General features: G+C 41.3%; 26 protein-coding genes. 2 read left to right on the top strand and 24 right to left on the bottom strand.

All coding sequences use genetic code 11. The annotated features are described in order from the left end of the window. Positions 1-98: 98 nt before the first annotated feature. Entirely contained in the window at positions 99-2,174 is a 2,076-nt protein-coding gene (locus QNN06_RS23285) for a sigma 54-interacting transcriptional regulator (protein ID WP_284036019.1), read from the bottom strand. Positions 2,175-2,343: 169 nt separating this feature from the next. Here QNN06_RS23285 and QNN06_RS23290 point away from each other — a divergent pair, with 169 nt between their 5' ends. After that, positions 2,344-2,592 (top strand): DUF2627 domain-containing protein, encoded by a 249-nt coding sequence (locus QNN06_RS23290; protein ID WP_213120249.1) that lies wholly within the window; start codon positions 2,344-2,346, stop codon positions 2,590-2,592. Positions 2,593-2,604: 12 nt separating this feature from the next. Here QNN06_RS23290 and QNN06_RS23295 read toward each other — a convergent pair whose 3' ends face one another. Continuing rightward, positions 2,605-3,333 carry a glycerophosphodiester phosphodiesterase gene (locus QNN06_RS23295; protein WP_213120248.1) on the bottom strand — a complete coding sequence of 243 codons (729 nt, stop codon included), beginning with the start codon at positions 3,331-3,333 and terminating at the stop codon, positions 2,605-2,607. Positions 3,334-3,369: 36 nt separating this feature from the next. On the opposite strand from QNN06_RS23295, the gene QNN06_RS23300 reads away from it, so the two are divergent. Continuing rightward, on the top strand, positions 3,370-3,510 hold the full coding sequence (locus tag QNN06_RS23300; protein ID WP_213120247.1) for a YycC family protein: 141 nt from the start codon (positions 3,370-3,372) through the stop codon (positions 3,508-3,510). Between the two features lie 132 nt (positions 3,511-3,642). Here the strand turns inward: QNN06_RS23300 and spo0A are convergent, their stop codons facing one another. From spo0A to spoIIIAA, 22 genes are all read right to left on the bottom strand, one after another. Further along, entirely contained in the window at positions 3,643-4,437 is a 795-nt protein-coding gene (spo0A, locus tag QNN06_RS23305) for a sporulation transcription factor Spo0A (protein ID WP_213120246.1), read from the bottom strand. Positions 4,438-4,708: 271 nt separating this feature from the next. Then, positions 4,709-5,998 (bottom strand): SpoIVB peptidase, encoded by a 1,290-nt coding sequence (gene spoIVB, locus QNN06_RS23310; protein WP_284036020.1) that lies wholly within the window; start codon positions 5,996-5,998, stop codon positions 4,709-4,711. 122 nt (positions 5,999-6,120) lie between these two features. After that, entirely contained in the window at positions 6,121-7,809 is a 1,689-nt protein-coding gene (recN, locus tag QNN06_RS23315) for a DNA repair protein RecN (protein WP_284036021.1), read from the bottom strand. Between the two features lie 16 nt (positions 7,810-7,825). Further along, on the bottom strand, positions 7,826-8,275 hold the full coding sequence (gene ahrC / locus QNN06_RS23320; protein ID WP_213120243.1) for a transcriptional regulator AhrC/ArgR: 450 nt from the start codon (positions 8,273-8,275) through the stop codon (positions 7,826-7,828). 141 nt (positions 8,276-8,416) lie between these two features. After that, positions 8,417-9,247: a TlyA family RNA methyltransferase gene (locus tag QNN06_RS23325; protein WP_284036022.1), complete on the bottom strand. Its 831-nt coding sequence runs from the start codon at positions 9,245-9,247 to the stop codon at positions 8,417-8,419. Between the two features lie 3 nt (positions 9,248-9,250). Beyond that, positions 9,251-11,146, bottom strand: a complete 1,896-nt coding sequence (gene dxs / locus QNN06_RS23330) for a 1-deoxy-D-xylulose-5-phosphate synthase (RefSeq protein WP_213120241.1) — start codon at positions 11,144-11,146, stop codon at positions 9,251-9,253. Between the two features lie 158 nt (positions 11,147-11,304). Further along, positions 11,305-12,198 (bottom strand): polyprenyl synthetase family protein, encoded by an 894-nt coding sequence (locus QNN06_RS23335; protein WP_284036023.1) that lies wholly within the window; start codon positions 12,196-12,198, stop codon positions 11,305-11,307. A gap of 2 nt (positions 12,199-12,200) precedes the next feature. After that, complete coding sequence (locus QNN06_RS23340) at positions 12,201-12,434, bottom strand: exodeoxyribonuclease VII small subunit (RefSeq protein WP_213120240.1); 234 nt, start codon at positions 12,432-12,434, stop codon at positions 12,201-12,203. Beyond that, positions 12,424-13,779, bottom strand: a complete 1,356-nt coding sequence (gene xseA, locus QNN06_RS23345) for an exodeoxyribonuclease VII large subunit (RefSeq protein ID WP_217033620.1) — start codon at positions 13,777-13,779, stop codon at positions 12,424-12,426. The genes QNN06_RS23340 and xseA overlap by 11 nt, the downstream gene beginning before the upstream one ends. Positions 13,780-13,901: 122 nt before the next feature. Next, complete coding sequence (gene folD / locus QNN06_RS23350; RefSeq protein WP_213120238.1) at positions 13,902-14,759, bottom strand: bifunctional methylenetetrahydrofolate dehydrogenase/methenyltetrahydrofolate cyclohydrolase FolD; 858 nt, start codon at positions 14,757-14,759, stop codon at positions 13,902-13,904. 31 nt (positions 14,760-14,790) lie between these two features. After that, entirely contained in the window at positions 14,791-15,189 is a 399-nt protein-coding gene (gene nusB / locus QNN06_RS23355; RefSeq protein ID WP_213120237.1) for a transcription antitermination factor NusB, read from the bottom strand. A 299-nt stretch (positions 15,190-15,488) separates the two neighbouring features. Next, complete coding sequence (locus tag QNN06_RS23360; RefSeq protein ID WP_213120236.1) at positions 15,489-15,896, bottom strand: Asp23/Gls24 family envelope stress response protein; 408 nt, start codon at positions 15,894-15,896, stop codon at positions 15,489-15,491. A gap of 18 nt (positions 15,897-15,914) precedes the next feature. Beyond that, on the bottom strand, positions 15,915-17,270 hold the full coding sequence (accC, locus tag QNN06_RS23365; protein WP_213120235.1) for an acetyl-CoA carboxylase biotin carboxylase subunit: 1,356 nt from the start codon (positions 17,268-17,270) through the stop codon (positions 15,915-15,917). Between the two features lie 13 nt (positions 17,271-17,283). Continuing rightward, positions 17,284-17,793, bottom strand: coding sequence for an acetyl-CoA carboxylase biotin carboxyl carrier protein (gene accB, locus QNN06_RS23370; protein WP_213120234.1), 510 nt, complete (start codon positions 17,791-17,793; stop codon positions 17,284-17,286). A gap of 138 nt (positions 17,794-17,931) precedes the next feature. Continuing rightward, positions 17,932-18,492 (bottom strand): SpoIIIAH-like family protein, encoded by a 561-nt coding sequence (locus QNN06_RS23375; RefSeq protein ID WP_213120233.1) that lies wholly within the window; start codon positions 18,490-18,492, stop codon positions 17,932-17,934. A gap of 16 nt (positions 18,493-18,508) precedes the next feature. Beyond that, on the bottom strand, positions 18,509-19,171 hold the full coding sequence (gene spoIIIAG, locus QNN06_RS23380; protein WP_213120232.1) for a stage III sporulation protein AG: 663 nt from the start codon (positions 19,169-19,171) through the stop codon (positions 18,509-18,511). Next, positions 19,164-19,793 (bottom strand): stage III sporulation protein AF, encoded by a 630-nt coding sequence (spoIIIAF, locus tag QNN06_RS23385; RefSeq protein ID WP_213120231.1) that lies wholly within the window; start codon positions 19,791-19,793, stop codon positions 19,164-19,166. Before spoIIIAF ends, spoIIIAG begins: the two co-directional genes overlap by 8 nt. Positions 19,794-19,809: 16 nt before the next feature. After that, positions 19,810-21,018: a stage III sporulation protein AE gene (gene spoIIIAE / locus QNN06_RS23390; RefSeq protein WP_213120230.1), complete on the bottom strand. Its 1,209-nt coding sequence runs from the start codon at positions 21,016-21,018 to the stop codon at positions 19,810-19,812. 29 nt (positions 21,019-21,047) lie between these two features. Then, positions 21,048-21,428: a stage III sporulation protein AD gene (spoIIIAD, locus tag QNN06_RS23395; protein WP_284037974.1), complete on the bottom strand. Its 381-nt coding sequence runs from the start codon at positions 21,426-21,428 to the stop codon at positions 21,048-21,050. A 25-nt stretch (positions 21,429-21,453) separates the two neighbouring features. Next, on the bottom strand, positions 21,454-21,657 hold the full coding sequence (spoIIIAC, locus tag QNN06_RS23400; RefSeq protein ID WP_007084610.1) for a stage III sporulation protein AC: 204 nt from the start codon (positions 21,655-21,657) through the stop codon (positions 21,454-21,456). 11 nt (positions 21,658-21,668) lie between these two features. After that, positions 21,669-22,184 carry a stage III sporulation protein SpoIIIAB gene (gene spoIIIAB / locus QNN06_RS23405; protein WP_213120229.1) on the bottom strand — a complete coding sequence of 172 codons (516 nt, stop codon included), beginning with the start codon at positions 22,182-22,184 and terminating at the stop codon, positions 21,669-21,671. Then, complete coding sequence (gene spoIIIAA, locus QNN06_RS23410) at positions 22,185-23,102, bottom strand: stage III sporulation protein AA (RefSeq protein WP_213120228.1); 918 nt, start codon at positions 23,100-23,102, stop codon at positions 22,185-22,187. Between the last annotated feature and the right edge of the window lie 54 nt (positions 23,103-23,156).

Below are 23,156 nucleotides of genomic sequence, written 5' to 3' on the forward strand. Positions count from 1 at the left end.
CCATATATTTAACTTGCAATAATCATGCCAAAGTTCCTTTTATGAAAACGCTTTATTTTACAGATTGCAAACATGCAATAAATTTCACACCTTGAAGTTTATTGCATGCTATTATTTTCAAGATTGTATTTTTCCAGCTTATAATATAAGTTTCTCACCGAAAGTCCAAGGGCTTTGGCGGTTTGTGTTTTATTTCCGTTGAGGCGGGCCAATGTTTGCTGGATAATCTTTGCCTCATGCTTTTCTATCATTTCTGATAATGTGCCCTCTAAAGAGATTGAATCCTGTATCTGATCATCGGAATGATCATTATGTAGCTTATTACTTGTTAGTTGCGGCAAATGAGGGACATCAATGAGCGTTTCGGAATAGTTCATAAAAATAATCGCTCTGCCAAGTATATTCTCCAGTTCTCTGACATTCCCTGGCCAGTCATATTCCATCAAAAAATGTAAAGCAGCCTGCGTAATCCCTTCTACGTTCCGGCCGTAGTCACGGTTAATTTTTTGAATCAGCCGTTCTGATAACGAGGGGATCTCCTCTTTCCGTTTTCTCAATGGGGGAATGTGGATAGGCATACGATTCAAACGATAGTATAAGTCTTCCCTAAAGCTTCCCTTCGCAATACCCTTTTCTAAATTGACATTAGTAGCTGCAATGATTCGTACATTGATAGTCATTGGTTTAGTTCCACCTACACGGATAATTTCATTTTCCTGCAGAACTCGAAGGAGCTTCGCCTGGGTATTTGCGGACAGCTCGCCTATTTCATCAAGAAAAATACTTCCGTTATTAGCTTCCTCAAACAGCCCTCGCTTTCCTCCCCTTATCGCTCCTGAAAACGCCCCCTCTTCATAGCCAAACAGTTCACTTTCAAGCAGCGATTCGGATATAGCTGCACAATTCACTCGGATAAACTTGTTATATTTTCGGTCGCTCGCATTATGGATCGCATGGGCAAACAATTCTTTACCTGTACCTGATTCACCGCGCAGAAGAACTGTCGCCGGGGTTTTTGCTCCCAATTTGGCCTGCTCAATGGCAAGCATCATTTCATCCGATTTTCCGATAATATCCTCAAATGTATATTTTGCTTCAAGCTTACGAATTAACTGTCTGGCCCTGTTTAATTCCCTGCTTAGCGATTTCATTTCTGACATATCATGAATGACCCCAACGCTGCCTTTCAATTTCCCGGTTACGATGATTGGCGCCACATTAACGATGACTTCCCGTTTGTGCGGTCCTACCCGCATTGGTACACCTCTCACAGCCCTTCTAGTTTGCAGCACCTTCATGTGCATACTTTCACCTTCGGAAATATCAGCTGTTGCAGGTTTTCCGATTACTTCCTCCTTCGTGAGCCCTGTTAATCTTGTATAGGCGGGATTAATAAGGATTCCCCGGCCCTCTTCATCCACGACTGAAATGGCATCGTCACTAGAATGAATAATCGCTTGGAGCATTGTCTGAATCTCTTTTAAATCGGTGATTTCCTCAGCAAGCTTTACCACTTCGGTTATATCCTTAAAAACGGCAAGAGCACCGATTAAAGTTCCATTCTCCTCAACAATAGGAATCCTAGTTGTGATAATCTTGCGGCCATTCCCCAAGACCATTTCCTGATTTGTTTCGATTCTTCTAGTTTGCAAAATAATCGGCAGCCGGCTATGAGGAATGATCTCTGTGACATATTGACCGATTGTCTCCTCTTTGTCTACCCCCATCATTTCTTCGGCTCTTCGATTAAAAAGAAAGATATATCCTTGATGGTCAATAACCACCATTCCATCATTGGTCGAATTAAAAATAAGCTCCTGAAGATAGGATTCATATTGATGCTTTTCAATTAACTCTTCTTTTTCTTCCATTAATTTAGAGACAAGAAAGGCGACACTACCTAGGATTAAAATCGTTTTTTGATTTTTTTCGTTTCGTAATTTTTGAAAAACATGTTCATCGCCTGTTACTTCAATGATGATGTCAAGGTTTTCGGTTAAAAAGGGTTGCCAATCCGTTCCGGTTTTAATTCCTTCCTTTTGGGCTAAAAGGATACCGGGGGCATCTAAGTTCCGGTCAATTACGACAGAGACGTTAAGCACTTCCGATTCTTTTAAAATTTTTAAAATGGCACTTCCGCCTTTTCCGGCCCCGACTATCATGATATTTTGCATAAAATCCGCCCCTATGTATAAAAGTACGCAAAATTTTTCTATTCTAGATTGTTTATTATGCAATTTTTTTCAGATTAATTGTAAACCGTAACCCGCATCTTGACAAATTAAAACCATGTACTATTATTTTTATGTGATATGCTTAAATAAAAAGCGGAAGGATATTTTTATGAAGCGGATTATTGCCCTCATCATTTTAGTCATCCCTGGATTTTTGGCAGCGGTTGGAATTAAATTAATGCGTGATATGACCTTTGGGGTTCTGCAAGCACCATTTCCGAAATTATGGCTTCAATTTATCGTCGGATTACTCTTACTTTTAGGCGGTTTAGGATTTGTAGCCGGATTTATCCTTTATCGCGACCGTAAAAGAAATAAGGTACAGGCTCGATTTAAGGAAACGAGGACCAAAAAATAAAAGAGGCCGTGGTCACGGTCTCTTTTCATATTGTTTTCGAACCTTTCTGGCCTTAACCGGGTTATCTGTGATAATTGCGGTACAATTCACATTAAACAGGCGATGCATATCCGCTTCGCGATTAACCGTATACGGCCGTACAGCGATACCATTTTCCATTGTCGTTTTGACAATTTGGTCTGGTATCGTGGAATGCTTTGGATGAATCCCACTTGCCTTTATTGATTGCGAATAAACCCACGGCATGTATATGCTTTCGATAAAAAGCGGTGCTGTTTCAATTTCCGGCGCTAAACGATAACTGTTAACAATGCTATAATGATTGAAAGAAGAAATGATAATCCGATCCGACAGATTATATTTACTTACCATTTCTATCACCTTTTGTTCCATTCCTTCATATGGAATGAGACCATTTTTAAACTCAATATTGCATAAGAGCTTGTTTGTTTTCATCCATTCCAGAACTTCTTCCAGAGCTGGAATTGGTTCTTTTTTAAACCCCTTGTTATTGGCGTTAAATTTCCTGATTTCTCTGTATGAAAAGTCTTTCACAAAGCCATTCCCGTTTGTAGTCCGATCAATTTTTTCATCATGAATGACAACGATTTCGCCATCATTTGTTAATTGGACATCAAGCTCTAACCCGTCGGCACCCGCTTTTTCTGCTGCTATAAAAGAACTCATCGTATTTTCAGCATAAGATGAGGAAAAACCGCGGTGAGCAAATATTTGTGTCATTTTTTCACTTCCTTAAACTAGATTGGAGGGTCTTGTATGAAACCTTTACAAATAACACCTGAAACTGCAGTCAAACTGGCCGAAAAACTAAAAGTTCCACTAGAACAGATTATGCATATGCCACAGCATATTCTCATTCAAAAATTAATGGAATTGGAAAAAGAAAATACAAAGTAAACGAAAACTCGCCGATTGGCAAGTCCGATAGGACGAAGAAAGAGGCGTAGTTGAATTTATGCTTTCCTATTAGCTAAAAAATTGCACAATAAAAAGCCTCAAACCTATGAGGCTTTTTTATTATTATTCCTTTCAAGAGGCCTTATGCTCCAAACGAAGCTTGTCAGCCACCATCGCGATGAATTCCGAATTGGTCGGCTTTGCTTTAGACATGCTGACGGTATAGCCAAATAGGGATGAAATGGAATCGATATTTCCGCGGCTCCACGCTACTTCAATGGCATGGCGGATGGCCCGTTCCACGCGGCTAGCGGTTGTATTATATTTTTTGGCAATATCAGGATATAACACTTTTGTAATCGAGCCGAGCAGTTCAATATCATTAAATACCATCGCAATGGCTTCGCGCAAATATAAGTACCCTTTAATGTGAGCAGGTACACCAATTTCATGGATAATGCTTGTAATGCTGGCATCGAGATTCTTGGGTTTTGCATCTGACTGTGTTCGATAGGTGGAGGCGGAAACCTTCCGTGCGGAGAATGAGCTTCTGCTGCCGCTGACCTGACGAATGTGGCTGCCTAAATTCTCCATATCAAAAGGCTTTAGGATAAAATAGGAGGCACCAAGCTCCACGGCTTTTTTCGTAACATCTTCCTGGCCAAAAGCTGTTAACATAATGACATTTGGCAATACTCCCTTTTTCAACTCGCGAAGGCGCTCCAGTACTGCCAACCCGTCAAGATGAGGCATGATAATATCAAGAACAAGTACATCTGGGTCAATCGTGTTTAACATATCCAGGCATTCCTGGCCATTATGGGCAACCCCTGCCACTTCCATGTCATCTTGAGAAGAAATGTAATCCTCCAATAACCCTACAAGTTCTCTATTGTCATCAACGACACATACTTTTATCTTCTTCAACTCCGGTTCCTCCTCAACTAATCACAATTCTCTATTTTGTAAATGTCAAAAATCCTCTAATTCTATTCTAAATTAGAAATTCGACAATGCAACAAAAAATCCTCTCATTTTTTTAATATTTCTTAAAATAGTGATAAAATCTTAGCTTTTCTTAATTTTTCTCGTTAATTCGACGAAAAACGCTATTTTTCCAAATTATAACTAAATTTTGTCGAAAAATCTATACCAAAGAAAAAGCAAAATAGGTAAATTATCCTATTTTGCTTATCATTTAACTTGCTTTATTTTTCGGCATTTCGTATATGTTAATTCCGGCTTCATTTAACATCCATTCAATGTGTACCCCGTAACCGGAGGTCGGATCATTCACAAACACATGGGTGACAGCGCCGATTAATTTTCCATCTTGAATTATTGGGCTGCCGCTCATCCCTTGGACGATTCCACCTGTTTTTTCAAGCAGTTTCGGGTCGGTCACTTTGATGACCATGCCTTTTGTCGCCGGAAACTTTTGCGGAATTGTACTAACAATTTCTACGTTAAATTCTTCTACTTTATCATCATTGACCACTGTCAAAATCTTAGCTGGGCCTTCTTTTACTTGGTGGGATAAGGCAATTGGCAGTGGTTTATCTAATACTCCGTTTTTTAATTCTTTGTTCAATTCACCAAAAATTCCAAAAGGACTATTCTTTTTAATATTTCCTACAATTTCACGATCTGATGAGAAACGGGCCAGTTTTTCACCGGGGTCACCGTTGCTTCCCTTTTCAATGGAAGTCACCGTAGAGCGGACAATTTGTCCATCTTCTACGACAATTGGCTGCTTTGTATCCATATCCGAGATAACATGACCAAGCGCACCATATTTCTTTGATTGCGGGTGAATAAATGTCATCGTTCCGATGCCCGCTGCCGAATCCCTAATATACAAACCAAGTTTATAGCTGTTTTCTCCTTTATCCTTCAAAGGAGTCAATTTTGTTGTAAATTTACCGCTTTCACGGCTGATTGCCATTTCAAGCGGTTTTCCATCCTGCCCAGCACTTTGAACGAATGGCGCGACATCAGCCATTTTTTCAATCTTATTTCCATTAATTTCTGTAATGATATCGCCAACTTTTATTCCTGCAATTTCGCCTGGAGATTTCTTTCCGTTTTCAGTATTGACTTGGTGGTGACCAACCACTAATACGCCAACTGTATTTAATTTTACACCAATCGACTGTCCGCCAGGAATCACTCGAAAATCCTTTAAGACATTTACATCGACCTTTTTAATGGGGATACCTGCAAACTCTAATAACATTTCGTTCTTACCGTTTTCCGATGCTTTTACAGCGACTGAATGGCTTTCCTGATCAAGTGTGATATTAGAATTGGGTGTTTGGACCGAAGCTGAAACAAATGCAGCCTTTTTAAAGCTAAAATCCTGCCCCTCAAAAAGGGTAATATCCTTCGGAACACTTAAATACTCACGCATAGGCTGAAAAAAAATAAGGCTGAATAATGAAACAAGGAGAATTCCACCAATTATTTTTCTAACGATTTCTAATTTCAAATCTTTTCACTCTCCTCGCTTCTTTTTCTGCTGTTGAAATGGCTACATCTTTAATTTTGCCTCCTTGACAATCATTTATAACTTTGTTCTATATAAAAAAGCTACCCAAGTTGGATAGCATTTCAAATTTTTTTATTTTCTTCTGCCATTTGCAATAATTCTTTCGCATGTTGCTTCGTTAACTCCGTAATTTCGGTCCCCGAAATCATGCGGCCAACCTCTTTTATTTTTTCTTGTTCATTTAGTGGCTTAACCGAGGTCGTCGTTCTTCCACCTTTTATCAGTTTCGATATATATAGGTGAGTATCCGCCATCGCTGCAACCTGCGGCAGGTGAGAAATACATAAAACCTGTGAATTTACTGATACTTTATAAATCTTTTCAGCAATCGCTTGGGCAACCCTTCCGCTTACACCCGTATCAACTTCATCAAAGATAATCGAAGTAACTCCCTGATGTTTGGAAAAAATACTTTTTAACGCCAGCATGATACGTGATAGTTCCCCGCCGGATGCCACTTTTGACAATGGCTTTAGCGGTTCGCCAGGGTTGGTGGAAATATAAAACTGAACATGGTCTATTCCTGTTTTTGAAAAATGCTGGGACTCTGTTTCGATTCGTATTTCAAAAACAGTTTTTTCCATATACAATTCCTTTAGCTCTGTATGTATAAGACCGGTGAGGTTCTTAGCCCACTTTTGCCTAAGGGCAGATAATTCCCTTGCCTCAAGAATTAAATCCTTATTGATGGAGGCCAATTCTTTTTCCAATTCACTGATATGCGTTTCTTTATTTTGCAGTGTTTCAATTTCTTCTTCTATTTTTGCCGCATATTCTAATATTTCCTTAATGCTTCTGCCGTATTTTCGTTTTAATTGGTTGATTTCATTCAGGCGGTCTTCGATTTCATGTAATCTTTGCGGATCAAATTCCATGTCATCCATTTCATTTCTTAAGGAACGGGCCGCATCTTCCAGCTGATAATAGCAATTGGACACTAGTTCATATAATTCTTTATAGCTGCTATCAAGGGAACCGGCATCCTCGAGATGGCCCATGGCCATGCCAATCCAGTCCAGTCCTTTTTGCTCGCCATTTAATGCGGAATAACTTAATTGAAAAGCCTCATAGACCTTCTCAAAATTCGCCAATTTCCTTTTTTCCTCAGCTAATTCTTCATCTTCATGGAGCTTTAAATCGGCTTTTTGAATTTCGTTTAACTGAAAAAGAATCAAATCTAGACGATGGGCCATCTGCTGGTCGTTTTCACTTAACGCTTTAAGTTTCTGGCGCGACTTCTCAAAGCGTGCAAAAACCTCCTGATACTCTTCTAAAGAAGCTGCGATTTCTTCGGCGCCAAATTGGTCGAGAAGCGGAAGATGCCTTGTTTCATCCATCAGTTCCTGATGTTCATGCTGGCCATGGATATCAACAAGAGCGGAACCGATTTCCCTTAGTGTTGAAATGGTTACGAGCTTCCCGTTTACACGGCAGACGCTTTTGCCGGAGCGGGAAATATCCCGCCGCAATATGACCATACCTTCCTCTATATCAATGCCAAATTCAAGAGCCTTTAAGTAGACCGGGTGCTGAGGTTCGTCAATTTGAAACAAACCTTCAATTTCTGCCTTATCTTCGCCATGTCTGACAAATTCAGCCGACCCTCTACCTCCAGCTAGCAAATGAATGGCATCAATAATAATCGATTTTCCCGCGCCCGTTTCCCCCGTTAAAACAGTTAAACCTTTTTCAAAAGAAATCGTTAAGGCTTCGATAATCGCGAAATTTTTTATCGATAGTTCTGACAACAAGAGACTCTCCCCCAAATTAAAGCATATCTAAGAACCGCTTTGTAATAACTTCTGTATCCTCCGGTGTCCGGCAAATAATCAGCATCGTATCGTCACCGCAGATGGTTCCAAGAATTTCATCCCAATCAAGGTGATCAATCAGCGCGCCAATTGCCATTGCGTTGCCGGGAAGACACTTCATCACGAGCATATGGCCTGCCGAATCAATACGGACAAAGGCATCCATTAAAGCACGTTTCAATTTTTGCTGCGGATTAAACCTTTGGTCTGCAGGCAGGCTGTATTTATAACGTCCGTCACTTAACGGAACTTTAACCAAATGCAATTCTTTTATGTCACGAGATACTGTCGCCTGAGTTACGTTATAACCGGCACTTCTTAGTTCCTCGACTAACTCATCCTGAGTTTCAATATCATTTCCCGCAATAATTTCTCTTATTTTAATGTGACGTTGGCCTTTATTCATTCTTCCACTCCTGTTTAAATACAAAATGAGCACTTCTACTCATATGTTAGCCCATTTTTGAAAACTTGTACATTTTTTCTTAATAAAAATACACTAATATGCAAAAATCAAACGAAAAAGGATAGGCATTCGCCCATCCTTTTATTGTTGTTTTGTATGAAATTCTTTATGTGCTTCTTTGACTATTGTCTCAGGTTCTGCAGGCAGGGAGTTAATGCCTGCACCCCGTTCACCTTCCCATTTAAGGTGAAGAAGAAATTCAATGTTTCCATCCCCGCCAGTAATCGGAGAGAAGGATAGATTGGCTGCCGTATAGCCTTGAGTTATCGAAAAATTAATAATTTTGTCAATAACTTGCAAATGGACTTTTTCATCACGTACGATTCCTTTTTTGCCTACCTGTTCACGGCCCGCCTCAAACTGAGGTTTAATTAACGCAATAATGTCGCTGTCCGGAACTAAAAGTGTTTTCAATACAGGCAAAATTAAGGTTAGAGATATAAAAGATACGTCGATTACGGCAAAATTGGGCATTTCCCCGCTTAAATCAGCAGGTGTGACATAGCGGAAATTCGTTCTTTCCATCACTACCACCCGCTCATCTTGACGCAGCTTCCACGCCAACTGATTATAACCGACATCCAAGGCATATGACTTCTTGGCGCCATTTTGCAGTGCACAATCAGTAAATCCCCCAGTTGATGCACCGATATCGATCAGAACCTTATCCGTGACACTTACATCAAAAACCTTGAGGGCTTTTTCAAGCTTCAGCCCGCCTCGGCTAACATATGGGAGCACATTTCCCTTTACGCTTAGTGAAATATCAATTTTTACTTTTTCACCCGGCTTATCAAGCCTCTCTTCATTTCCATAAACGAGCCCTGCCATAATGGCCCGTTTGGCTTTTTCACGGGTTTCAAATAAACCTTTTTCCACCAATAATACATCTAAACGCTCTTTATTTTTCATTGTTTATGCCCTTTGTTGTTTTTTCCTGGCCAAAATGGAAACCCGTTTCACAGCTTCTTCAGTTGTTAACCCAATTTCTTCAAGAAGGGAGCCGACATCCCCATGTTCAATAAATTGGTCAGGGATGCCCATTCTGTCAATTTGCGAATAATAAAATCCCTTATCGTGTGCATATTCAAGAACAGCGCTGCCAAACCCGCCCTGTAAAATCGCCTCTTCAATGGTGAGAATAGGGATATTTTCGTGCAAGATGCCGCTTAGCATTTTTTCATCCATTGGTTTAATGAAACGAGCATTAACTACTTTAACTGAAATTCCTTGCTTTCCAAGAATTTCAGCCGCTTCCATGGCCATTGGAACAGTCGTGCCAAAAGTCAAAATAGCAGCATCATCGCCCTCTTTTAAAACCTCCCAGGACCCGATCGGAAGGCTCCGCAATTCCTCGTCCATCGGAACCCCTAAACCATTGCCGCGTGGGAACCTCATGGCAATCGGACCGTCATCATAGGTCAATGCCGTATAAACCATGTGCTGGCCTTCATTTTCGTCCTTTGGCATCATTAACACTATGTTTGGAACATGTCTTAGGAAGGCAATATCAAACACACCTTGATGGGTTTCGCCATCTGCACCGACTAGTCCCGCCCGGTCAATACCGATAAAAACATTTAAATTCTGCCGTGCAATATCATGGACCACCTGGTCATAAGCCCGCTGCAGGAAGGTCGAGTAAATCGCCAAGAACGGCTTCATATTCTGGGTTGCCAAGCCTGCAGCGACAGTTGCCGCATGCTGTTCGGCAATTCCGACATCATACATTCGATCTGGAAATTCCTTTGCAAAACCTTCAAGCTTTGAGCCAACAGGCATGGCCGGAGTAATCGCGACAATCCTTTCATCGCTTCGTGCCATCCTGCGCACAGTTTCACTGACGAGACTGCTCCAGGCTGGTGGTTGTTTTTTATTCGGTTTAACAAAATCGCCGGTATCCATTTTATATGGGCCGGTCCCATGCCATGTCCCAGTTTTATCGGTCTCTGCCGGTTTAAAGCCTTTCCCCTTCTTTGTGATTACGTGAAGAAGTACAGGTCCTTCGGTCTTTTTGGCGTAGCTGAAGTTTTCAAATAAATCTTCGAAATTATGGCCATCAATCGGACCAAGATACGTAAAGCCCAGCTCTTCAAAAAACATACCGGAAACCAGTAAATATTTTAGGCTGTCCTTAATGCGTTCCGCAGTAGCAGCCAATACTCCGCCGACTGCAGGCACCTTCTTCAAAAGGACTTCAAGCTCATCCTTGACCCATTGATATTTGCCTGCTGTCCGCAATTGACTAAGGATGTTATGAAGCGCGCCGACATTTGGGGCGATGGACATCTCATTATCATTTAAAATAACGATCATATCCTTTTTTTCATGGCCGATATGATTCAATGCCTCGAGCGCCATTCCTCCTGTTAAGGCTCCATCGCCAATCACCGGTAAGACAAAGTTCTTTTCCTTTTTTAAGTCCCTTGCAATTGCCATTCCCATAGCCGCCGAAAGAGATGTAGAGCTATGTCCCGTCTCCCACACGTCATGCTCGCTTTCAATCCGTTTCGGAAAGCCGCATAAGCCCTTAAATTGTCTTAACGTATCAAATTCACAGGCTCTTCCAGTTAGAATTTTGTGGACATAGGATTGGTGACCGACATCCCAAAGAATTTTGTCCTTTGGGCTGTCAAAGCATTTATGTAAAGCAATGGTTAATTCAACAACCCCAAGATTTGGTCCGATATGCCCACCAGTGGCAGACAGCTTCTCAATCAAGAATTGGCGAATTTCTTGACTTAAAGCCTCCAGTTCTTTATTGGACATCCCTTTCAAAAAGGATGGGTCTTTTATTGTTAATAGATCCATTTATGGACCACTCACTTTCATACTTTTTCGTTCTAAGGTGTCTTTACAGATAATGATAAAATAGCCGCTAACACAATAGTGATAACGGCAGAATGACAACGTTTTCCACATGGAAACAATTATAACATACTTAATCTATTGCCTCAAATCACTGTTTTTCAATGGTTTCGGGAAGCGACCATATCGGTAATTTCCATTAATAATGTCGTATTTAAACCGGTTTTCGCCAGATTTTCTTTGGCTCGATGAGTCTGCTCACGGAGGGCCGCCTTCGCGCCATCAAGTGATAGCAATTTTGGATAGGTGCTTTTTGAATTGGTTGTGTCACTTCCTACCCGTTTTCCGATTTCCTGCTCATTTCCAACTACATCCAAAATATCATCCTGAATTTGAAAGGCAAGTCCCAAGTGATGGGCAAATGCAGACAGACTCTCTATTTGACTTTGATTCGCTCCGGCAATCAATGCACCAGCTAAAACACTAAATCCTAACAGCTTCCCAGTTTTATGGATGTGAATATATTCAAGTTCCTGAAGGGTAAGGGATTTTCCTTCTCCCTCCATATCCGCCACCTGGCCGCCAACCATTCCTTCCGTGCCGGCTGCCTTAGCCATTTCTACGATTAGTTTTAGTCTTGTTTCAGCAGTAATAGAGTCATTTGGAATATTTCCAAGCACCTCAAAGCTGTAGGTTAACAGAGCATCCCCGGCCAGAGTTGCAACAGCATCACCGAAAACTTTATGGTTTGTCGGCTTTCCTCGTCTAAGATCATCATTATCCATGCTTGGCAAATCATCATGAATTAAAGAATAAGTGTGGATCATTTCAATCGCTGCTGCTGCAGAAAGCCCCTTTTTCGGATCCATTCCAAATGCATCTATTGTAGCAAAAACTAAGAGAGGTCGAATCCTCTTACCGCCTGCTTCAAGGGAATAGATCATAGATTCTTTTATTATAGCCGGCGCATCCAGCTTTCCAACCAGAGAACGCAGATTGCTTTCAAGCAGCTGCTTATATTGTTTTGCAAATGCCTCTAACTGTCCGGTTTCCAAATCTATTCCTCCTCAACTACGGAGAAATTCTCCGTACGTCCATCCTCCGTAATAATTTGCGTTAATTGTTCCTCAACACTTTTCAATTTATCATGGCAAAGCTTAGATAACTCCATGCCCTCTTTATAATAAATAATCGCTTCCTCTAAAGGGACATCTCCTTCTTCAAGCTTCCCGACAATCTGTTCGAGCTTGTTCATTGCCTCTTCAAAGGTTAACTTTTGTTCATTTGTCACTTTTATCCCTCTCCTTTATCCCTTCCACTTTACAGAATAGACTGCCATCAGTCAGCTGAATTTGGACCTGATCAGACACACTCACTTGATTGACGCTTTTAACAAGCCGGTTATCCTCTGTATAAGACAAGCTGTAGCCCCGCTCCATGATTTTCAGAGGGCTAAGCGCCTGCAAAGTCGAAAGCATATGGTCAAAATCAGTTTGTTTTTTTGTCAGGATTTGCTTTAATGCCCGGTTCAATTCTTTATGGGTACGTTCGAAATGTTTTCCTGCTTCCTGCAATGCCTCACTTGGGTGATTTCGCTCGAGTGATTTATCCAAATTCGTTAACTGCTCATTTTTTAATGAAAATAATCGCGATATGCCGCGCACAAGTCTTTCTGTCTCCTTATCAACCTGTTCAAGCTTTTGTTCATAAAGGCGCTGCGGATAACGAAAAGCATAAGATTTTTGTACGCGATTTAATCGTTCTTTCTCATAGCGGAATTTTTCCTGCATAGCGCGAATAAGTCGTGTTTGCCGCTGCAGGGTTCGATCCAGCAATTCCTCTATATGAGGAACAGCAAGTTCTGCGGCACCGGTCGGAGTAGGTGCCCTTAAATCAGCAACGAAATCGGCAATGGTAAAATCCGTTTCATGTCCAACAGCAGAGATTATCGGAATGGCTGATTGGTAGATGGCCCTAGCCACAAGTTCCTCGTTAAATGCCCAAAGCTCCTCAATCGAACCGCCGCCGCGGCCGACTATTAATACATCAATGTCTTTATTATTGGCTTTTTCAATGGCCTTTGCAATAGAAGGAGCTGCGTTATCCCCCTGCACAAGGGCAGGAAACACCAGAATATTGACGATCGGAAATCGCCTTTTAATCGTTGTGATAATATCACGGATCGCAGCACCAGTTGGTGAGGTTATGACGCCCACTGTTTTCGGAAACAGAGGCAGTGGCTTTTTTCTCTCCGGTGCAAACAAGCCTTCTGCTTCAAGCCTTTGTTTTAATTGTTCATAAGCGAGAAATAATTCGCCAATTCCATCAGGCTGCATGTCTTTAATATAAATTTGATACTGTCCACTCGGTTCATAAACGGTGATGTCGCCTTTGACAATGACTTTCATCCCATTTTCCGGCTGAAATCTCATTGCCCTGGAGTGGCTTGAGAACATAACAGCTAGAATTCGCGCCTTTTCGTCCTTTAGCGTAAAGTACATATGTCCGCTTGAATGCTGCTTAAAATTCGAAATTTCCCCGCGCACATGAAGATCCCTTAAATGCGGGTCGGCATCAAATTTTCTTTTTATGTATTTGGTTAAAGCATTCACAGATAAATATCTTTGTTCCTGCATAAGTTCTCCTTTTTAAGTCCACAAGATAAAAACTGTCCTTATCCATTATATAATAAGCCCCCAGTTTGTCCGCAAAAAGAACACAAGGGCTAATCATCATAGATAAGGACAATTTCTTAGACTTATTTGCGGTTTATACTTTCCTTCGCAGACTGTAAGGTATTATACATAAGCATTGTAATTGTCATCGGACCCACACCCTTTGGAACAGGAGTTATGTATCCAGCTTTTTCGCTAACTTCAGCAAATGCCACATCGCCGCAAAGCTTTCCTGCCTCATTTCGGTTAATTCCAACATCAATAACCACTGCCCCCTCTTTAACATGTTCAGCAGTAATAAAGTTTGGAATTCCAACGGCTGCAACCAGAATATCTGCCTGTCTTGTTTGCTCGGCTAAATCCTTCGTTCTTGAATGGCAATAGGTGACAGTAGCATGCTGATTAAGCAGTAATTGGCCAACCGGCTTCCCGACTATGTTGCTTCTGCCGACGACAACTGCATGTTTACCGGCAACAGAAATTCCATATTCTTCGAGCAATACCATAATTCCAAATGGTGTACATGGCAAAAACGTGTTTTGTCCAGTCATCATTCGGCCTATGTTAATGGGATGAAAGCCGTCAACATCTTTTAAAGGAGAAATCGTTTCGATGACCTTTGTCTCATCAATATGCTTTGGCAGTGGAAGCTGGACTAAAATGCCATGGATCGCAGCATCATTATTCAGCTCTTCAATCTTTGCAAGAAGTTCCGCCTCTGATGTTTCTTCTGGCATTTCAATTAGTAATGAATTCATGCCAAGTTCTTTACACGTTTTCTCTTTATTGGTAACGTAGGTACGGGATGCATGATTATTGCCGACAAGGATAACCACTAAGCCCGGGGTTACCCCCTGACCTTTCAGACTAGAAACCTCTTGGGCAATTTCATGCTTTTTTTTGTCTGCGACATCTCTTCCATTGATAATAACAGCTGTCATTTCCCTTTTCTCCCTTCCCTTTATCCAGTGGTTATTCCATTACAAGCTTTTGTTTTACTTTTGAAAGAATAGCATTAATAAACTTGCTTGATTGGTCATCTCCAAATATTTTGGCAATCTCAATTGCTTCATCTAAAATTACATTTTTAGGGACATCCGGCTGCATAAATTTCAATTCATAGGTAGCTACTCTTAAAATATTTCTGTCAACTGCTGCCAAACGATCAATGGACCATTTTTCTAAGTTTTCGATGATTAGCTTGTCAATTTCTTCTTTATGCTCGACTACTCCGAAAACAAGCCTGGATAGATAATCGTCGCCTGCCTCCCCCTCTAATACGTGTTCAATTGCAGTGGATGGCTCGCTCTGTGAGACATCAATTTGAAAGAGTGCTTGTAAAGCCTTTTCTCTTGCAGTTCTTCTTTTCATTATACCGTTAACTCCTTTAGGGATTTTAAGTAATTTATGACTATTTTTCATCCATATTATAGTATTAAAATAATGTCGAAACCTTAGACATAAATTGATAATAGCATAATTAAAATTGATTCGCACTTTGAAATTGATTTCATAAAGAAAACTCGCTGATTGGCGAGCCTGTAAGGGCGAAGACAGAGGCGTAGTTGCACTTATGCGTTAAGAAAGAATAAAATTTGGGAAAATTTTATTCTTTCTTATTAGCCCAGAAAACAAAAAACCAAAGGAGCGAATCCTTTGGTTTTTGCTTTTTATACTTCTTCATCCACAATTGGTTCTACTTTCTGGGTTTCGAATTGGACACCGACTACGTGGATGTTTACCTCTTCCGCTTCGAGTGCGGTCATGTTAAGTAGTGCTTGGCGGATATTTTCTTGAATTTTCCCTGCCACTGAAGGAATGGAAATTCCAAATTTCATTAAACAGTATACATCAATTTTGATTCCTGTCTCTGTCAGTTCTACCTTTACGCCTTTTCCGTGATTTTTCTTGCCTAGACGCTCCACCACACCTGTTGCAAAGTTTCCGCGCATTCCGGCTACACCTTCAACCTCAGAAGCGGCAATACCAGCAATCACTTCAATCACTTCAGGAGCAATTTCAATTTTCCCCAGGCCATTGTTCTCATGTTCCATTTCCAAAATGCTAAATTCGCTCATCGTGCGATCCCTCCAGATTTATACTGACTTCATCACATCATACAGCTCCAGGAATTTCGTATTAAACTGGCCTTCGACGAATTTCTCGTGCTCAAGAAGCTTTAAATGAAATGGAATGGTTGTGTGAATTCCTTCCACAACAAATTCGCTTAAGGCACGTTTCATTCTTGCGATTGCTTCCTCCCTAGTGCTGCCGTATGCAATTACCTTTGCAATCATGGAATCGTAGTAAGGTGGAATGGTGTATCCCGGATAGGCAGCTGAATCAATCCGAACTCCCAACCCGCCAGGCGGTAAGTACATATTAATTTTTCCAGCTGAAGGAAGAAAATTCTTCTCCGGATTTTCGGCATTGATACGGCACTCAATCGCCCAGCCATTGAAGGTCACATCCGCTTGGGTTAACGATAGTTTTTCACCATTTGCCACGTGAATCATTTCTTTAATAAGGTCAATTCCAGTGACCATTTCAGTTACAGGATGCTCTACCTGAATCCTTGTGTTCATCTCCATGAAATAAAACTTCCGATTGCGGTAGTCATATATAAATTCTACCGTTCCAGCACCTGAATAATCAACCGCTTTTGCAGCTTTTACAGCAGCATCTCCCATTTCTGCACGAATCTCTCCATCAAGAGCAGGAGAAGGAGTCTCCTCAAGAAGCTTTTGAAGTCTGCGCTGAATCGAGCAATCCCTTTCACCTAAATGAATGGTATTCCCATAATTATCACCAAGGACCTGAATTTCGACATGGCGGAAATCTTCAATGAACTTTTCGATATAAACGCCTGGATTTCCGAAGGCTGTCGCCGCTTCCTGCTGTGTGATATTGATGCCTTTGATTAATTCCTGCTCGTTTCTGGCTACGCGGATTCCTTTACCGCCACCGCCGGCAGTTGCTTTAATAATCACCGGATACTCGATTTTTTTGACAAGCTCAAGTGCTTCGTCAATATCATTAATAATCCCCTTCGATCCAGGAACAATTGGAACCCCTGCTTCCCGCATGGTTTCCCTTGCGATGTCCTTGGTTCCCATTTTTGTAATCGCTTCAGGACTTGGGCCTACAAAGGTAATATTACATTCACGACAAAGCTCGGCAAAGTCGGCATTTTCTGCCAAAAATCCATAACCAGGATGAATCGCATCACAGCCTGTTAATTTTGCGACACTTATAATATTGGTAACATTTAAGTAACTGTCTTTTGATGACGTTGGTCCAATACAGTAAGCTTCATCAGCCAGCTGGACATGCAATGCTTCACGGTCCGCTTCAGAAAATACCGCAACCGATTCAATCCCCATTTCGCGGCAGGCGCGGATTATCCGAACTGCAATTTCTCCTCTGTTTGCAATTAACAGTTTTTTTATCATTCCGTTACGCTCCTTATTCTGGCTTTACTAAAAATAACGGCTGTCCGTACTCGACTAATTGGCCATCTTTAACTAGCACTTCGACAATTTCTCCGGTTACTTCTGCCTCAATTTCATTAAATAGCTTCATTGCTTCCACAATACAAACGATGGAATCCTTCGTTATTTTTGAACCCGCTTTTACATAAGCCTCCGCATCTGGACTTGGGGAAGCATAGAATGTTCCTACCATTGGTGAAGTAATTTTATGTAAATTCGTATCCTCTGTTTCAACAGATGCAGCCTTTGGTGCTTCCTGTTTAACTGCTTGAACAGGTGCCTGCGGGGCCGGGGCCGGCACTGGGGCTGCTTGAACGGCCACAGGAGCTGCAACAGCTGCCGGTTGTGCAGCAGGCTGAACAACAGTTACACCATTATTCTTTTTCATTTGAATTTTAGAGCCTTCGTTTTCATATACAAATTCTTCAATACTGGATTGGTCAACAAGTTTAATCAATTCGCGAATTTCTTGAACCTTTAACATTGAATAACACCCTCTTGTTCAAATTAAAATTATTACTTGCTACTAATACTATACCTTAATACTTAATGTGAGTTCAATCATCTTAATTATAAAACACAAAAACAGGAAAGCGCAAAAGCGCTTTCCTAAACTCCCTTTTTATTTAGATGGCTGGAAAGTAACGGCTACAAAATTGCTTTCACCGATCTCCTTTTTCACTTCTAATATTATTTTATTTGCAGCAGAAGCAGTTGGCTTTTTCTTGGATTTAACTGTTACTCTTACCTTTTCACCATCGGCTCTTACCAATGCATCCTCATAGCCCATTGTTTTAATCATTGTTTCTAAAAGTTCTTCCTTTTGGGCAATGTCATTCAGCTGTTGCATTTGATCCTTTGCTTTCATCCGCTCTTCTGCAGGAAGATCAGTCGAAGCCATAGTAGCTGTTAATTCTTCCTTCTGTTCGCCACGCAGTTCATCAAGCTTTAAGCGAAGCTCTTCAAATTCCGCATCACCAGCAACTGTAGAAACGACTGTTTTTCCATCCTTTGCTTCGGTTTTCGTTTTAGTATCTTTATTTGCCACTTGGTTCTTTACATTTTTCTCCACAGAGGCAAGGTCTGTGCTCTTTTGCTCTGGAGATGTGATGTAATAAACCGACAATACCACGACTAGACTCAACATTGTTAACAACCAAACTGTTTGCTTTTTCAATAACATTCTTAAAATCCCCCTTTTATTTTTTAGGCATAACCGCTACACGATGGCTCGAAACTCCTAAAACCCGCGTAACAGATTCAACAATCCATTTTTTCACTTGAATATTATCAGCACCTTTCGCTACTACTAAGACGCCGCGTATTTCCGGCTTCTTGGTTTCCACGACAACCGGCACTTCTTTTTCGCCATTGCGGATAATCACCAGCTGTTCATCAACGGTATTATCTTGAACCTTTCGCTGGCCGCCCTGCTGGTCGGATTCCTCGGTTGTTTGCGATTTATTTGACCTATTCTTTTCGAATATCTTCTTGTCTGAGGAATCAATATTAACAACCACGGTAACATCATCGACACCCAGCATTTCCTGGAGTGCTTTCTTTAATTGGTCCTCGTATTTTTCTTCATATTCAGCAATGGTTTTATTGCCAGAGCTTTTATTCAATCCAAAAGCGGCGACATCCTCACCACCACCCGTCTTTCCGGTTGTGGCTGCCGGTATGGCCTTGGAGCCAGTTTCATTTTTTAACACGATATTTCCAACAAGCATTAGGCTTGCTCCAATACATAGAACAAGAAGCATATACTGGAATTTCCCCGGCTTTTTACCCGATTTTTCATCCTGCTCATCTATTCTAAGCAGTTTTTTCAGCCATGAAATTGGCCCTTGATTATTACCCATTCTTCTTCTGGATCCCCCCTTCAATCGAAACATCAACTGTTTCTTCTGTTACGTTCCATTTTTTAGAGAGAAATGCGGCAATTTTTTCTGTTTCTTCTGCCCGTTTTTTAGATGGAAGAGGTGCTTCTGTGTTGATTACTACTGGTTTAACTGCTTCGACTGTCTTTCCGCCTGTTTCTGGCTGTTTCAGAAGAACCATTACCTTTTGGAGGTTTTCAGGGAATGCTCGGTCACTTTCTGCATTTGTTTCTACATCAATTTGTGCGATTTCCAATCCATACTGCTCCATTAACTCCCCCTCTACACCCTTTTTTAGCTGGACAGCCATTTCTTTTAAAATATATGCATGCTGAGAGGCTTGTATTTCTTTTTTCTTCGAATCTATTAAATTTTTCATATTTTTTTCTCCAGGAGCCTGATAAGAAGGAATAGCTGCAATAGCTCCCTCAAAATCCTTTGAAATAATCTTGAAGAGAGGAGTTAGAATAATGGCAATTAACAAAAGGCCCGTCACCATCTTCGTATATTTCTGCATGCTTGAATTTGGCAGCAGCATATCAATCACCGTGGCCAGCAGGATAAATAGAATGATATTTGTAACCCACTCTTTTAAAAATTCCATTTTGCTCCCCCACCCCCTATCGCATCATCATCGTCAAGTTTCCGGCTGCGATTATGACTGTAATACTTAGAAAAAACATCAATGAGACAATCCCTAGTGCGGCGAAAACATAGATGACACTTTTGCTGATAATATCAAGGCAAGTGATAATGGGCCCTCCACCTAACGGCTGAAGGATGGCTGCAGCAAATTTATAAATAAATGAAATCATCAAAATTTTAAATGCCGGGAAGGCAACTATAATCAGCAAAATGGCCACTCCGGCAATCCCGACTGAATTTTTTAAAAGTACTGAGGCACTGACAACCGTATCAGTCGCATCGGTAAACATCCTGCCAATAACCGGGATGAAATTTCCGGTAATAAATTTAGCAGTCCGTATCGTAATTCCATCTGTTACCGCTGTAGATGCTCCCTGGACGGAAATTACCCCTAGAAATACGGTGAAAAACAGCCCCATTAAACCGATGCTCCAGTTTCTTAACAGCGCGGCCAATTGAGTGACCTTATATTGATCAGACATCGTGCTGACAATGCTTAGTAAAGCTGCCAGGAACAAAAGCGGCAGGATTACGTATTGCATTAATAATCCACTCATATTCATCAAAAACAAGATAACGGGGTGAAAAAACGCTGCCGACACCAGTCCGCCGGATGCAGCCATCAAAGCAAGCAGCAATGGAATCAAGGCGAGCACAAAGGATATCATTGTTCCAATCGCTTCGTTCGTATAGGAAATGGCGATATGAAAGCTATTTAATGCGATAATTACAAGCACCATATATACAATCGAATAGGCAACTTTACTAATATTGCTTTTTTCAAAGGCGTTTTGCATCGATTGCAGAAACATGCTGAATATCGAAAGCATAATTAATGAGCCGAGCAATTTGCCGTTGGCCAGGAACTCATGGAAAAGGAATTTTAAAAATCCAAGCCCCCACTGCTTGAGCGAAAACTCTTTCTCGCCTTTGATAAAGTCATACAGGCTTCCCTTTTGGCTCTCCGGAAGAAAACCGCCGTATTTATTGCTAATATCCTCCCAAAATTGTTTAAGCTCCGTTAAATCCAGGCTTTCTAGCTGTGAATCGACCAGCTCCTGCGGCGAAAGAGGGTTGGTATTGGCTTGAGTGGGCTCTGACCCCTGTGCGGCTTGGACACTTGGACTATAGCAAAAAAAGACTAATAGAATGATAATTGGAATAATCTGCAGCCACTGCTTCATCTTTTACTAACACCTCTTCCCGAAAACGATTAATTCGGAATTAGTTTGATAATGGTTTCGATTAAAACTGTAAGTATTGGTATGGCCATGGCGAGAATAATCACTTTTCCGGCTAATTCGATTTTCGAGGCGACCGCCCCCTGGCCTGCATCTTTCGTTATCTGAACCGCAAATTCGGCGATATAGGCAATCCCGATGATTTTAAGAATTGTCTCTACATAGACGAGATTCACCTTTGCATTTACGGCCAGTCTTTCAAGCATATGAATAATTTCATAGATCTTGTCCACCAGAAAAAGAAAAATCGAGCATCCGACAAAGACAATTAATAGGAAGGCGATGTTCGGTTTTTGTTCTTTAATAATTAAGGCAAGGAAGGTAGCGACGAGGGCAATTCCAACTATTTTAATAATTTCAATGGCAAAGCCCCCCTTTCTATTGGAACAAAAAGACCGATTTTATTTTTTGGAACAGATCATCTACAATGGATGCCACTTGAAATAAAATATAAATAAAGCCAAACAAGGTTACCCATTGCGCATATTCCTTTTTCCCAACTTGATCAAGAACTGTATGCAAAAAGGCGACCACAATGCCGACACCTGCTATTTTGAAAATAATATCCACTTCTAAACCCATTACTTTTCCCCCTAAAATAATAAAATTATCAACAATAATCCTGATAAGAATCCAAGACTCTTGACCATTTTTTCGTACTTCGCTTGTGCTTGGACAGCCTCTGCTTCTTCTCTTTCGAGATGTGTTAGGGTCAGCATGATGTGTTTCTGCTGGGAAAAGCGGTCATGTCGGCCAAGGGTTTCGCCAAATTGCCTCATAATTTCATATTCGCCCTGTTTTAAAGCAGTCGATTTCCATATTTCCTTTAGGCTCGATTCCCAAGCCTCTTTTACAGTTGTCTCCGAATTGGTCAGCTTCCCTGCAAAGCTTTCAAAAAAAGTGGACAGAGGCTTAGCCATCTGGGCTGCCAGCCGTCTTGCGGCTTCATGAAGAGGCGTATGCCCATACATGATTTCAGCCTCAAGGGATTGCAGGGCAAATTTCAAGGCTCTCAGCTGCTTCGGCCGCTCACTTAGGTTTCTTGCGGCCTCAAAGCCTGTGAAGGTAGTGGCAACAACGATAAAAATGGCACCAATCAGCTTAACCATCTATGTCACGCTCGCTTTTTGGTTCAATTTTTGTCCGCTTCCATCCAAAATTTCCGTTATCGTCCCCGGACCAGCCTTACGGCTAAGGATTATCAATCGATCAAAGATTCCTTGGCTGAGTATTTCCTTTAACGAAGGCCTTTTGCTGATTTCTTCCAGGCTCGTCCCATGAGTCGTCATGAACAGCTTGATGCCGGCATGGACGGCTTCTTGGATCGCTTCAGCATCTTCTTTACGGCCAATTTCATCTACGACCAGAACTTCCGGACTCATCGAGCGGATCATCATCATCATTCCTTCCGCTTTAGGGCATGCATCGAGAACATCCACACGATACCCGAAGGTTAATTGCGGGATTCCATTTACACATCCCGCTATTTCACTCCGCTCATCGACAATACCTACTTTGGAGGCAGGAATGTTCCGGTAACCTGTTGAGATAATCCTCGCAACATCCCGCAGCAGTGTTGTTTTTCCTGTTTGCGGCGGCCCGATAATCATCGTGTTCATCCAGTTTCCATTGCAGATGTAGGGAATAATAGGTTCGGCACTGCCGAGCTTTTCTTTCGCAATTCGAATGTTAAACGAAGATATATCCCTTATCGCCTTTACTCTTTCATTCTCCAGAATGACTTTTCCAGCAAGACCAATTCGATGGCCGCCTGAAACAGTGATATATCCGCGCTTAAGCTCCTCTTCCAAGGTATAAATGGAAAAATGGCTAATTTTATTCATTAACTGAACGGCATCTTCAGGCTGAATAATATACGATAGAAAGGTTGGCGCTCCCCTCATCGTTAATTCGATGGGCCGATTAATACGAATCCGAATTTCTTCGATTTCTTTTTTTTGCACAGGAGGGATTTGATTGATCAGGTCGGCGATTTTTCTTGGTAAAAAATTAAGTAAGGTTTCCACGAAAGCTTCCTCCTTGATTTACCCTTCTCATTAATTAAAATGTATGCCTGCTTG

Origin of the sequence: Neobacillus sp. 114, from assembly GCF_030127045.1 — a bacterium.
GTDB lineage: Bacteria > Bacillota > Bacilli > Bacillales > Cytobacillaceae > Neobacillus > Neobacillus rhizophilus.